Genomic DNA, 12,196 nt, shown 5'->3' on the forward strand with positions numbered 1-12,196 from the left:
ATAAAAACACTCCTCAAATCAAAAAATACGTTAATATGCAACAAGTTTTTAACAAGTTGTGAGAGCGTTAATGCTAAATCGTGCATCAAAACCCTTCGTAAAACTCGTCGAAAAATATCTGCCCGACCCCTATATTTTCGTTTTATTGTTAACGCTCATAACGCTTGTCTTTGCGGTGGTCATTCAAGACCAATCTCCACTTACCACAGTTCAACAGTGGGGAGATGGATTCTGGGGGCTGCTAACCTTTTCAATGCAAATGCTCTTAGTGTTAGTAACCGGGTTTATGCTGGCATGCACGCCGCTAGTCAAGACACTGCTGGAAAACCTCGCCCGTTTAGCTAAAGGCCCAGGAAGCGCTATTGTACTGGTTACTTTAGTGTCGCTTACAGCCAGTTGGATAAACTGGGGCTTCGGGCTAGTGGTAGGCGCGTTGTTCGCCAAAGCACTTGCAAGAAAAGTGTCGGTAGATTATCGACTATTGGTGGCGAGCGCATATTCAGGTTTTATCGTATGGCATGGCGGCTTGGCGGGCTCTGTACCGTTAACTATTGCAACACCGGGCCATTTTTCAGAGGCACAAATAGGCGTAATTGGTACCAGCGAGACTATTTTTAGTGGCTTCAACTTACTGTTGTTGGCAATTATGTTTGTAGTTATTCCCCTTGTGAATCGTTTAATGCTACCTCCTAAATCTGAAAGCGTGATTGTGGATAGTGCAAAGCTACAAGACGATGCCTTAACTTCGGCGACAAACGAAAGACCCGCTGATAGACTCGAAAACAGCAAAGCTCTTGGTTTACTTGTCGGTTTCGCTGGGCTTGCTTATCTTACGAACTATTTTATTTCTGGCGGCGGGTTAAACCTAAACATCGTTAATACGCTATTTCTTTTTCTTGCTATTGTCCTTCATGGTACGCCACGTAATGTATTACATAGCTTGCAGCAAGCCGTTCAGGGCGGCAGCGGGATTGTAATACAGTTTCCGTTTTACGCGGGGATCATGGCGGTTATGGTGCAATCTGGATTAGCGCAGACCATGTCAGAATGGCTAATTAGTTTTGCATCTGCAGAGTCGTTGCCCGTGTGGAGTTTTATAAGTGCAGGCATTGTAAATATTTTCGTACCCTCGGGAGGAGGACAGTGGGCGGTGCAAGCCCCTGTAATCCTACCCGCTGCTGCTGAACTGGGTGCGCAAGTTAATAGGGTAGCAATGGCGGTGGCATGGGGCGATGCCTGGACGAACTTAATTCAGCCGTTTTGGGCATTACCCGTACTTGCCATAGCGGGCTTAAAAGCCAAAGATATAATGGGTTTTTGCTTAGTTCAGCTTATCGTAACTGGCGTTATTATTTCCTTGGTTTTACGATTTGTGTGAAGAAGCTTTGCGTTAGCCGTTGTAGTGTTATATGAAAAAGGGCATGTTTAGTAACTAATGCACTACCACCGTTGATTTAAGTGCCTTGTGCGGTGGTGCTTATACTATCTCAAACATTATAGTCTTTCATATTTAACGTGTTGCGAATGCTGGGAATGCACTCTTCTGGATTGTGATTAACATACAAGAGAGTACTGGTGCCAGCCTTAGCCAATTTATCAATAAGCTTAAGCGCTTTTTGGCGGTTAAAGTCGTCTAAGCCATTGCAGGGTTCATCTAAAATAAGCACGGCGGGGTGCTTAACCATAGAACGTGCAATTAGTACTAATCGCTGATCGCCAAACGATAGCGACTGAAACGGTGTGTTCTTCTTCTGTTGTAAACCCAGAACAGCAAGCCATTGTCCTGCTACGTTTCGCTCAGCCAACGTTGGGCGGGAGTATAGACCAATGCTGTCGTGAAAGCCTGATATGATTACATGTTCAACACTTGCGTTTACTTTGTATTGCATGTGCAGCGAATTCGACATAATGCCAATGTGCTTCTTAATATCCCATATGCTTTCGCCAGTTCCCCGTTTTATGCCAAACATTGTTAAGTCATTGGTATAACAATGGGAATTATCACCAGTAAACATTTGAAGCAAACAGGTTTTACCTGACCCGTTCGGGCCCGTTATCTGCCAATGGTCATTTTTATTAAGCGTAAAGTTAAGCTTTTCAAATACAGTGCGTTCATCGAAACGCACAAAGCCGTCATTCAGCTGAATTAAGGTATGGGGTAGTGCATCAAGCTCACTGTTCTGCTTATTGTGATTTTGGTCCTTGCGGTTTGTGTCATTAGCGTTAAGCGCTGCAGGTACATCGATATCATCAGACTCTAGCGCAAACCACGTACTTAATTCTGAGCGCAAGTCATCATAATTAAGTGCGCCGTCAGATTTCCACGTAATAGCAAGATCATCCATAACAATGAGTTGTGCATGAAGGCCCTCAGGAATGTCTGCAAGCTTGTTGGCGGTCAACGCCAGTGCGGCTTGTTGTTGAGAAACAAGAAAGCGACTAAATGCGTTAATCGCTTCAACATCTAAGCCTTCGAAAGGTTCATCAAGCAAAATAATTGCGGCATCGCTCAACCACGCCAGCATGATAATTACCTTGCGGGTTTCACCTGTTGAAAGTGAAAGAAACGCATTATCTAGCAAATGCTCAATTCTAAGAGCGGAGGTTAGCTCGTTGTAATAAAGGTGATTTTGATAATCCTCATTCGTGCGTAAGAATAACTCTCGAACTTTTGTTGGCTCAGCGATTACATCTAAAATATCCGCACTGTCTTTTTGCTTTTCTTCTTCAATTAACGTCTGCTGCCTAAAAACCGATACTTCTGCAACAACCGAACTACACTCGCGAACACCGCTTTCTACTTTACCGTTACCCGCAAGCGCAGAAATTAGAAGCGACTTCCCGCTACTATTTCTACCTGCAATAAGGTAGTGCGAGGGTGGTTTTTCATTATTTAGTGCTAACGAAAATGCAGGGGTAATATATTGATTAGAAAGCTTTGTTTGAAATTCAGAAAGATACAGCATTAATGATCGCGAGTGGATAAGAAGTAGAACTATTGTGAAGTTTTCTGTTTATGTGTCAATGTTAAATAAGGCTTCAGCACCTCGCTTTGCTACCGAATGCAACAACGATAACTATCTAACCGCGAGGCGGCTTAAACACAAATTGTAAAATTTACGGCTATTTTCTAACCTTTTCCCGTAAAAATCTTACTGAAAAGCTGAATTACCTACACATAATATTTCTGTTATCTAAATTCTTTTCATTTTTAAATTTCAAAATAACTCATAACTTTCAATGGTTTGTGTCTTTTCTTATTGCTTGGTACTTGTTTTGCGACCTTATGTATGTGTGTATTTTCAGGGAAAGGAACAATGGAAACCGAACATCGAGCCGTCAAGCATACTGTTCAATTGTGCCATAGTAATCAATTGGAAGTGAACGCTTCTGGTCGCTTCTCAGCGCCTAAAAAGCGAACTTCTAGCATAACGAAAAAACTCATTGTTGCTGCTTTTTTCTGGTTACCCTTGGTAGGTGTTGCCTCGACCGTTTCCACTTCAACGCCAAGAGCATTGGAAGAGGCTAGTACTGCTTCTGCCTTACAAGCACAGTTAAAGCAAATGAAAAGTGCCTATGCTTTTTATTCCTCTATCGCCCAGCAAGGTGGCTGGAAAGCCTTAAATGAAGACTTACTTCTTAAAAATGGCGCGTTAAGAAAAGCTGCGGCTGATGAAACGCCCATTTACAGTGAAGAGCAGGCTCAAGCGATAACTGCATTGATCTCTCGTTTGGGCAGAGAATACCCCTCAATAAATACAAACTGCACCCATGCATTAACAGCAGTTAACTCCGCGCCATGCGTTTTCAATAAAGACGTTGAAAACGCTGTGAAAGATTTTCAACGCCGTCACGGCCTTCTAGTAGATGGTGTAGTTGGAAGAAAAACCCTTGCAGCGCTAAATGTGACAGCAAAAAAGAAAGCGCAGCAACTAGCGCTAAACATTACGCGCTTGGAAATGTTTGAAGAAAAAGACAGTGACGCTTATGTGTTAGTTAATATTCCCGAGTTCCGTCTTCGATATATTAGTAACGGTAAAGTAAAAGCCACTAAAGACGTGGTAGTAGGTAAGCCAAGCTGGGCGACGCCTTCATTTAGCGATCACATAGAAAAATTTGTAGTTAACCCAGAATGGCGTATCCCGATTTCTATTGCCACGAAAGAAATAGCACCAAAAGTGGCGGATAACCCAAACTACTTAGAAGAAAACAACATTGTTATTCGCAAAGACAGTTTTGTTGATGATGAGTTGGTTGACCCCAATACGATTGATTGGGAAGACATGAAGCCTTATCAGTTCGACCATTTTTTAGTAAAGCTCCCCAACGAAAAAAATCCGTTAGGCAAGGTTAAATACCTTTTTCCAAACCGACACGCTGTATACGTGCACGATACCCCTTATCAGCAATGGTTCAAAGAAACGAACAGAGCCGCCTCTCACGGTTGCATTCGATTAGAAGACCCTTTTTCTTTAGCCCAACTTATAGCGGAAGAGCAGGGCGTAGATAGCTTAATGGATAATGTTATTTCGGCTCGCGAGCTAAGTCAGTCTAAAACCTTTCACCTTGAAGAGCCTTTGCCTATTCATTTGGTGTACTGGACCGCGTGGGCCGATGAAAACGGTAAGGCTAACTTTAGAAACGATATTTATCAGCGCGATAGACGCGATGCCGAAGCGCTAACGCAGGTAGCGTCTTTGTGAAAATAGGGTAAGTGATGATGGTAACGAAAGATATGAAGATGATAGTGAGCACCTTAAAAGCTTCGGTAGTGGCCCTGGTAATGCTCTCGACCGCGCAAAACGTAAATGCGAAACCCGTCGAAATGGTTCAGGGTAAAGCTTCTCAAACGGCCGCTCGTGCTGCGCCACATGAGCCAGTTGTAGTTGAAAACAAAGCTCACTTAGAAGACGCGGAGTTTAGTTTAAAAATTGATAATATTGTGGTGCCTTACAACGCTTTCTCGCTATTTGTATTGCCTGAAGAGGTTACCGAGCTAGAAATTATTTATCCACAACCGGACAAAACCTATCAGTTGTTTGAAAACGGTGTAATGGTTGAAAAATCCGAGTCTATGACATGGCATTGGCAGGCGAAAGATGTCCCAGGTGAGCAGCGCCTAGAAATAAGAAGCGAAGACGGACAGGTCAATATGTCGTTAAATGTGTTTGTTATGGTTCCTGCCGAGGAAGTCCAAGGCGGACGATTAAAGTATTATCATATCGGGCCTTATCCAGATGAAAGTGAAATTAAAAACAAAGATGTTTATGTTGAACCTGAAGGGTTTATTGAAGTAACAGAAGAAAACCAAGAGCTACTTTTATCTCCTCATTTCAAGTTAAAGGAGTTCACCAGTAAACAGCGCTCTGGCTACCCTAAGTTTGTATATCTTCGCCCGTCTCTGCTGTTAAAGCTGGAAATGCTTAGAAGAGAGATGAACATGAACAGTATCAATGTATCGAACATGGTGATCATGAGCGGTTACAGGACTCCCCAGTACAACAAAGCTATCGGCAACGTTAAATTTAGCCGACATGTCTATGGCGATGCCGCCGACATTTTTGTAGATAATGACGGTAACTACAGAATGGACGACCTAAACAAAGACGGCGCGGTAAGTATCAAAGATGCTGACGTTATGGCTAGAATGATAGCCGAGCTTAATAAACGTAGTGAATATAAAGGCTTAATTGGCGGTCTAGGGGTATACGGCCCAAAACCTCACCGGGGGCCGTTTATTCACGTTGATACCCGAGGGATCAAAGCGCGATGGAGAAAGCCTTAAGCTCAGCAAATCTAAGGGACTGTTCAACCGTTTAAATATAAAGCTGAATAGCGTAGCTACTTTGCATGAGCGACAGGCATACGTTATTTTAGCGTACTAATTGTTATTAATTCTAAACTTAAGAGAGATTATGAGTATTACTAGCTTGCTTGGCGACAAGCAAAGATTCGATGTAAAACCTGATGATACGACTATGAAGGCTGTGGTGACCATGGCGAACGGTGGTTATGAGCAGTTAAATTACACCGATGTCCCCATGCCAAAACCACTTGCTGGCGAGGTGCTAGTTCAGGTTTTAGCAGCTGGTGTCAATAATACAGAAATTAATACTCGATTAGGTTGGTATTCTTCTAAAGTCACTCAAGGCACTGACGCGTTGGACGAGAATGACGAAGAGAAATCAAGCGCAGCAGAAGAGTTAGACGGTGGATGGAATGAACAAACCCCGTTTCCGTTTATTCAAGGGACTGACTGTTGTGGTCGAATCGTGGCGGTTGGGGAAGGCGTGGACCCTACACGTATCGGAGAGCGAATTTTAATACGTTCTTGCATTCGTAAAGATTCTTGGGACTCACTAGAAAATATTTGGATGGCGTCAGACTTCGATGGTGCTTTCGCCCAGTACGTAAAAATAACGGCGAGTGAAGCGTTCGCCGTCGAGTGCGATTGGTCGGATGCCGAACTCGGAACTATACCTTGCGCTTATGGCACTGCTGAAAATATGGTTCACCGAGCCGGCGTATCTAAAGGGGAGCATGTTTTGGTGACTGGGGCTTCCGGCGGTGTAGGTTCTGCTGTTGTGCAGTTAGCTAAACGCCGTGGTGCACAAGTTACTGCCGTTGTAGGCAAAAATAAAATGGACGTGCTTATGGAAATAGGTGCAGATCGCGTTATCGAACGTAACAGTGACCTAGTTGAAGTGTTAGGAGAAAAGTCCGTAGATGTAGTTGTCGATAACGTTGCAGGTGAAGGATTCACTCAAATGTCAGTGGTAATGAAACGCGGTGGTCGCTACGCTTCTTCCGGCGCCATCGCAGGGCCAATAGTCACGCTTGATATGCGCAGCTTTTATTTGAAAGATCTTACCTTTATTGGTTGTACTGCGTGGGACGAGCCGGTTTTCCCGAATCTTGTTTCATATATAGAACGCGGTGAAATAAAACCTATGTTAGCGAGAACTTACCCGCTAGAAGATATCGTAACAGCACAAAAAGATTTCTCTGAGAAAAAGCACGTGGGTAAAATTGTGTTGCTGCCTCCTGAGCAAACGCCACCGCAACAGGATTTTATCGATAGCTTGAAACAATGAGTACTATGTTTCAACTACGGTTAAATTGTTTTAGATGACATTAAAATGCCCGCTAAATGCGGGCATTTTACTTTTTGCTAGTTGCTAAACCTTTTATTGCCCCCGTACCGGCAAGGTTCATCAAACGACGAAATCTTGGGCATTCTAAGTGGCTTGGTGCTGTACAGGCGGCCGCATGTTTCAGACCATCGCGCATGGCTGTGAGCTTTTTTATTGTTCTGTCTAGTTCGTTGGCTTTTCTCAGTAGTAGTTCACGATTAATTTCAGGCTTTGCCTCGTTCCCCAAAATGCCCGCAATTTCTTCTAAAGAAAAACCTGCAGCGCGACCTAATGCAATTAATTCAAGCCGCTCTAGTACATTCGGGCTAAAAACGCGACGTATACCTTGCCTACCAATAGAAGTGATAAGACCTTTCTCTTCATAAAACCGCAGCGTGGATGCTGAAACTCCGGATTTTTTGGCAACTTGAGATATTTCCATACATTTTTCCAAAGGAATGCTTGGCTTAAAGTTAACTTGAAGTTGTAGGCTAGCATCTCTAACTAATTGAAACTAGCTGTTGAGTGTTAATATGCAGAATATTGTTTTTATCGTGCTAATTGGTATTGGGGCTACCCTAGTGATGGATTTGTGGGCGCTGCTAAGGCAACAATTGTTTAGTATTGCTCCAACAAATTGGGGCATGGTAGGGCGTTGGATAGGGCATATGAGAAAAGGGCGGTTCTCCCATACTTCTATTGCAAACGCCGATGCTGTGAGTGGTGAGAAGATCATTGGTTGGACAGCGCATTACGTGATTGGTATTGGCTATGCGGTGTTACTTTTCCTTATATTTGGAGAGGCTTGGTTGTTCGAGCCGACACTAGGTCCAGCAGTGGTGCTCGGTATCGCTACCGTCATTGCACCATTCTTTATATTGCTGCCTGGTATGGGCGCAGGAGTTGCCGCGTCGAAAACGCCTAATCCTAACGCTGTCCGTCTACATAGCGTTTTAAACCATGCAGTATTTGGCTTAGGGTTGTACCTTTCGGCATTGGTTCTAAGGCTCGTACTTTAGACGTGGCTATAATCGCTTGTTGATTAATTGAATAAAGTTCGGCGTATAATGCGTATTGAAATAAAACGAGCGTAAAAGAAGACAGGATGAAAATTTCACTGGAAGAAATAAACAAATCTAACTATGAGCAGGTTTGTGACTTGGACGTGGCCGAAGATCAGCAAGCGCTTGTTGCGTGCAATATGTGGTCGCTGGTTGAGTCTTTTTATAATGATAACCATACCTGTAAAGCCATTTATTGCAACGACCAGCCCGTAGGATTCTTGATGTGGGTTCAGGAAACGCCAACTAAGGTGTCTATTTGGCGCTTTATGATTGATGAGAGCCATCAAAATAAAGGAATTGGCAGAGTTGCTTTATCTCAAGCTATCACGCTTATAAAGCAAACTTCTGAGCTCAAATTTATTGAGATATGCTATAACCCTAAGAATCCTGTCGCCAAAACCTTCTATTCAAGTTTTGGTTTCGAAGAAGTGGGTTTAGATGAAGATGGCGAAGACATGCTTGCTGTTATTGCCATTTAGCCACGGTTAAAAATAATGAAACAGAGAAGCTTAAGGGATCTTAAGATATGGACGTCATAGATATTAAGACTTTTATTCCAAGCAAAAACTACGACATTTCTAAAGCATTTTATTCTGAGATTGGATTTAATGCAGAATACGTAAATGAAGATCTAACACTGTTTGAAAATGGTGATTGTCTCTTCTTTCTTCAGCGCTTCTATAATCCTGAATTGGCGAATAACTTTATGCTACAAATCTGTGTGGCAGACATTCAGGACGCTTTTGAATTGTGCTCGCGCTCTTTACATAAAACGAAAATTTCATCAATTGAGCAACAACATTGGGGAAGCATTTTCTATCTATGGGGCCCGTCGGGCGAACTACTTCACATTACTGAATTAGGTAGCTAGCTTTTGCGAAAAAGAGGGGCAGAATGACGAATGATGCATACGAATTACACCGTTAAAGAAAGTCCTCCGTCAGCTGAAGACTTTGCCAGTTTAAGAAAATTGATTGGATGGAATAACCCGTGTTTATCGGTTGTTCAAAAAAGTATTGATGCCTCGTTGTTTTGGGCAACAATTTACCTCGACAACAACCTTGTAGGCTGTGGTCGGGTGATTGGCGATGGCGCAATGTATTTTTACATTCAAGACGTCATTATTCATCCAGAACATCAGAATAAAGGTTTGGGATCGAAAATAATGAACACGTTGATTACACATTTAGAGTCTTGCTGCGCACCTGGCGCAACGATTGGCTTGTTGGCTGCGCATGGTAAAGAAAGTTTTTATCTTAAGTTCGGTTTTGAACCTCGTGATGGTGAAAGTTTAGGTCTAGGCATGTGCAGGTTTATTTAGCTACCTGGTCATTAACGCGACATGCAAGTCTTAAGAGTTCTCAAGTTTATTCAAATCACTATGTATCGTAATTATCGTCTTTCAAACAACGGCAGCTTTCTGTCCTAAGGCGGCAAGTCGCCTCCGCTTTTCATGCACGGCCTGACGATAAACATCAAGTTCTTCTAACACTGAGAAAAGTACATCTCCTGAAACTAGGCGCTTTACGTCACTTGGTTATCAGCAATTTTTTTCAATGTAACCTTCAATGTAACGGTCAATGCTGCTTGTAGTCTCTCTTTGGTGTGAATTTTGCAAAAGCCTGTTTAAAGACACTGAAAATGTCGGTTTGCGTAGTAGCTGATCACTGTTTTTCGATGAGTTTTTGCTTCTTTCCGATAGAAATTTGACGTTTTTCACTGGACACGTGTAATGAAAAGTATGACAAAACCTGTCTCTCACGCTTTGCTGACAGAAAATGGTCGCTTGGTCGCGAAAGCCTTGGCATATACCGCGCTTATCTTGGGCTTACTCTCTGGTTGCTCTTCATCTGACGAACCTAAGAGTCAATTTGCGCAAATCGATACCAGTGAGGTAACTGCCTTAGGCAACGTGGAATATCACACATACATGTTGGCCAACGAGCTTTTCGAGGATGTGGGCCCAGCGCGCCAGTCTCGCTATGCGGTAGTCGGCTTTGTACCTGCCGATACCATGAAATACAGTGCCGACCATCAACACCCGTTAATGTTGTTGGGCCATCAACTTGAACAGGGAATGATTACTGAGGCGACGAAAAGAGGCTTTTCTACTCAAGAATTTAAGCTTTCGAACGATATAATTGTTAGTAACGAAAGCGACAGAGTGTTAACGCGCAATATCGACCAGCTTTCTAACATTGAGCGCGTCGATTTTTATATTACCGGCACTATGGTGTACCAAGAGTCTGGTGCGGTGGTTAACGCTCGAATTATCAACGCTAGAAATAAAAACATTGTCGCTGCGGCAACACGCTTTTTCCCTGCCGAACTGTTTTGGCGAGAAGAGCAAGTAACAACCCGAAACGGCAAGTTATACAGAACTGAAGGTACGAGGTAACCCCATGAAAAGACGAAATCAATACGCGGCGCTTTCGCTCTGTGCCTCACTGCTAAGCGTTAGCGGGTGCTCTATGATGATGGGGGAAGAAGAGGTAGCAGCACAGGCGCCTCAGCGCCCGGCCATGAATGTTATCGATATTACAGCCGCTGACCGTGCTCCCTCAAAGCCAGTCGAAAGTACCAATGATACCCAATCTCAGGGTATGGACGCGTATGGCGCCATTGGTCAACCTCCTTTGTATTCGAGCGTACAGGGCGCGTATAAAGGTCGACCTCTAACCAAGCACATTGGCGACTATGTGAAGAACATGGCGCAAGACTTAATTGCGAATATGGAATATGTGAATAACAAGACACCTATCGGTGTAACCCATTTCGCATTGTTAGACACTGACTTGCAGAAAACGGATTTGCTAGGCCGTCAGATGGCGGAATCTTTTGTTCACGAACTGCATAAATTCCGCGTGCCGGTTATCGACTTCAAAGCCACCGAGTATATTCGCATTACTGACGATGGCGATTTTGTATTAAGCCGAGACTATTTGGAATTGAGCAGCAGCCTTCCTATTGAATATGTGCTAACCGGAACCATGACCAAGCATCAAGGTGGCGTTTTGGTTAACGCGCGTATTTTAGGCATGGAGTCACGTGCCGTCGTAGCAACCGCACAAATGTTAGTGCCGTTCTACGTGGTAGATGCACTTATTCCAAGTGACGGTAGTCAGCAAAACGGCATGCGCGATGGCGTAAAGTTAAGTCGAGGCTAGGAGCAGCAACATGATGTTTAGCCGTAACCTCAATGTAGCGCTTAAAAAGCGACTGACCTGCGCGCTGGTGTTTTGTGGTTTGTCGCTTAGCGGTTGTACAAGCACCAAATCCATAGGTTCTTTTTGGCTAGGTGAAGATGGCGAAATTACCCATCATGAAGAGCCGGTCCCTGTGCCCAGCCGTTCAGGCTTACAATACACACCAGACTCGCGAGATAGAGAATATCAGCAGCATGTTGCGGTAGAGCCCGGCTATAAAGACCCGCTACATAATGGGTACTCACCGTCCCAAACCCACAAGCGGCTGAACGATTACGCCTCGCAGCTGGCCATGGAGTTAATGGAAAATACAACCCGGTTAACTCAACAAGACATGGTAGGTGTGGCGAGTTTTGTTCGGCTTAATCAGTCGCTCAACAACAGCACAGTGCTTGGGAATCAACTTTCTGAATATTTAATTGCCGAACTTCAAGATTTTGGATTAGCGATTGTCGATTTTAAACTGGCAGGTGGGATTACCGTTACACCTGTAGGCGATTTCGTTTTAACTCGTGATGGGGCAGCCCTTGCTAAACAGGTTGAAATGGACCATGTGGTAACCGGCACTATTATCGAGGATGACCGCGGTGTGCGTGTTAATGCGCGTATTGTGTCGCTAAAGAACAAGCAAGTTGTGGCAAGCGCAAACGTGTATATTCCTGCGTTTATCGTAATGGACTTAAACAAAATGGCGAGGGCCGTCTCGCCATAATCCTATCGAGTAACGCCCACCTAATAGCGTTACTCATTTCTTTAGCATAACCGCTATCTATCTACGTTCAACTAAGTACGC

The 12,196-nt window shown here is 43.8% G+C and carries 12 protein-coding genes and 1 pseudogene; 11 read left to right on the forward strand and 2 right to left on the reverse strand.

The window, feature by feature from the left end; all coding sequences use genetic code 11:
- Positions 1-70 precede the first annotated feature (70 nt).
- Positions 71-1,378 carry a short-chain fatty acid transporter gene (locus ACTRWF_RS12785; protein WP_012518862.1) on the forward strand — a complete coding sequence of 436 codons (1,308 nt, stop codon included), beginning with the start codon at positions 71-73 and terminating at the stop codon, positions 1,376-1,378.
- A gap of 109 nt (positions 1,379-1,487) precedes the next feature.
- Here the strand turns inward: ACTRWF_RS12785 and ACTRWF_RS12790 are convergent, their stop codons facing one another.
- A complete protein-coding gene (locus ACTRWF_RS12790; protein WP_462835661.1) occupies positions 1,488-2,966 on the reverse strand; it encodes an ATP-binding cassette domain-containing protein in 1,479 nt (492 codons plus the stop codon).
- 351 nt (positions 2,967-3,317) lie between these two features.
- Here ACTRWF_RS12790 and ACTRWF_RS12795 point away from each other — a divergent pair, with 351 nt between their 5' ends.
- From ACTRWF_RS12795 to ACTRWF_RS12805, 3 genes are all read left to right on the forward strand, one after another.
- Positions 3,318-4,703: a L,D-transpeptidase family protein gene (locus tag ACTRWF_RS12795; protein ID WP_462835662.1), complete on the forward strand. Its 1,386-nt coding sequence runs from the start codon at positions 3,318-3,320 to the stop codon at positions 4,701-4,703.
- Between the two features lie 14 nt (positions 4,704-4,717).
- The gene (locus tag ACTRWF_RS12800) at positions 4,718-5,785 is read left to right on the forward strand and encodes a YcbK family protein (protein ID WP_023559756.1); all 1,068 of its coding nucleotides are present in this window, start codon (positions 4,718-4,720) and stop codon (positions 5,783-5,785) included.
- Between the two features lie 130 nt (positions 5,786-5,915).
- Entirely contained in the window at positions 5,916-7,094 is a 1,179-nt protein-coding gene (locus ACTRWF_RS12805; protein WP_020743865.1) for an alcohol dehydrogenase family protein, read from the forward strand.
- A 67-nt stretch (positions 7,095-7,161) separates the two neighbouring features.
- Here ACTRWF_RS12805 and ACTRWF_RS12810 read toward each other — a convergent pair whose 3' ends face one another.
- Entirely contained in the window at positions 7,162-7,575 is a 414-nt protein-coding gene (locus ACTRWF_RS12810) for a helix-turn-helix domain-containing protein (RefSeq protein WP_012518855.1), read from the reverse strand.
- 91 nt (positions 7,576-7,666) lie between these two features.
- Between ACTRWF_RS12810 and ACTRWF_RS12815 the strand changes: the two genes are divergently transcribed.
- From ACTRWF_RS12815 to ACTRWF_RS12845, 7 genes and pseudogenes are all read left to right on the forward strand, one after another.
- On the forward strand, positions 7,667-8,152 hold the full coding sequence (locus ACTRWF_RS12815; RefSeq protein WP_278385402.1) for a DUF2938 domain-containing protein: 486 nt from the start codon (positions 7,667-7,669) through the stop codon (positions 8,150-8,152).
- Positions 8,153-8,238: 86 nt separating this feature from the next.
- Positions 8,239-8,676: a GNAT family N-acetyltransferase gene (locus ACTRWF_RS12820; RefSeq protein ID WP_012518853.1), complete on the forward strand. Its 438-nt coding sequence runs from the start codon at positions 8,239-8,241 to the stop codon at positions 8,674-8,676.
- A 47-nt stretch (positions 8,677-8,723) separates the two neighbouring features.
- A pseudogene (locus tag ACTRWF_RS12825) lies at positions 8,724-9,102 on the forward strand (VOC family protein).
- Entirely contained in the window at positions 9,099-9,518 is a 420-nt protein-coding gene (locus ACTRWF_RS12830) for a GNAT family N-acetyltransferase (protein ID WP_024016517.1), read from the forward strand. Before ACTRWF_RS12825 ends, ACTRWF_RS12830 begins: the two are co-directional and overlap by 4 nt.
- Positions 9,519-9,929: 411 nt before the next feature.
- The gene (locus tag ACTRWF_RS12835) at positions 9,930-10,595 is read left to right on the forward strand and encodes a FlgO family outer membrane protein (RefSeq protein ID WP_012518851.1); all 666 of its coding nucleotides are present in this window, start codon (positions 9,930-9,932) and stop codon (positions 10,593-10,595) included.
- Between the two features lie 4 nt (positions 10,596-10,599).
- Complete coding sequence (locus ACTRWF_RS12840; RefSeq protein WP_020746179.1) at positions 10,600-11,364, forward strand: FlgO family outer membrane protein; 765 nt, start codon at positions 10,600-10,602, stop codon at positions 11,362-11,364.
- A gap of 10 nt (positions 11,365-11,374) precedes the next feature.
- Positions 11,375-12,115: a FlgO family outer membrane protein gene (locus ACTRWF_RS12845; protein WP_020746178.1), complete on the forward strand. Its 741-nt coding sequence runs from the start codon at positions 11,375-11,377 to the stop codon at positions 12,113-12,115.
- Positions 12,116-12,196 lie beyond the last annotated feature (81 nt).

Source organism: Alteromonas sp. G5_S2_22_S1 (assembly GCF_054968525.1).